Origin of the sequence: Mycetohabitans sp. B2 (genome assembly GCF_021733735.1) — a bacterium.
Lineage (GTDB): Bacteria > Pseudomonadota > Gammaproteobacteria > Burkholderiales > Burkholderiaceae > Mycetohabitans > Mycetohabitans rhizoxinica.
Genome location: NZ_JAHKSP010000134.1, coordinates 1 through 447, shown reverse-complemented (window position 1 = coordinate 447; position 447 = coordinate 1). Strand labels below are relative to the sequence as shown.

Annotated in this window: 1 protein-coding gene; it reads right to left on the bottom strand. The window is 62.0% G+C overall.

Going from position 1 to position 447, the window contains the following annotated elements:
• Nucleotides 1-294 (bottom strand): hypothetical protein (locus KPG66_RS17085; RefSeq protein WP_237071636.1); only part of this gene is annotated, 294 nt, incomplete at its 3' end.
• Between the last annotated feature and the right edge of the window lie 153 nt (nucleotides 295-447).

The window sequence follows — 447 nt, the reverse complement described above, 5'->3', positions numbered from 1 at the left end:
ACCGGGCGGCTTTACATCCCAGCGCGAGGCTCTCCGCGCCTTAAGCTCGCTCGACCCCTTACCATGCGGCACGCCTTCGTCTACCGACATATCATCTTGCATATCGGACGGCTTCACATCCCAGCGCGAGGCTCTCCGCGCCTTAGGCTCGCTCGCCCCCTTACCATGCGGCACGCCTTCGTCTACCGACATATCATCTTGCATATCGGGCGGCTTCACATCCCAGCGCGATGTTTCCCGCACCTTAGACGGGATCGCCCCCTTACCATGCGGCGCGCCTTCGTCTACCGACATATCATCTTGCATACCGGGCGGCTTTACATCCCAGCGCGAGGCTCTCCGTGCCTTAGGCTCGCTCGACCCCTTACCATGCGGCGCGCCTTCGTCTACCGACATATCATCTTGCATACCGGGCGGCTTTACATCCCAGCGCGAGGCTCTCCGCGC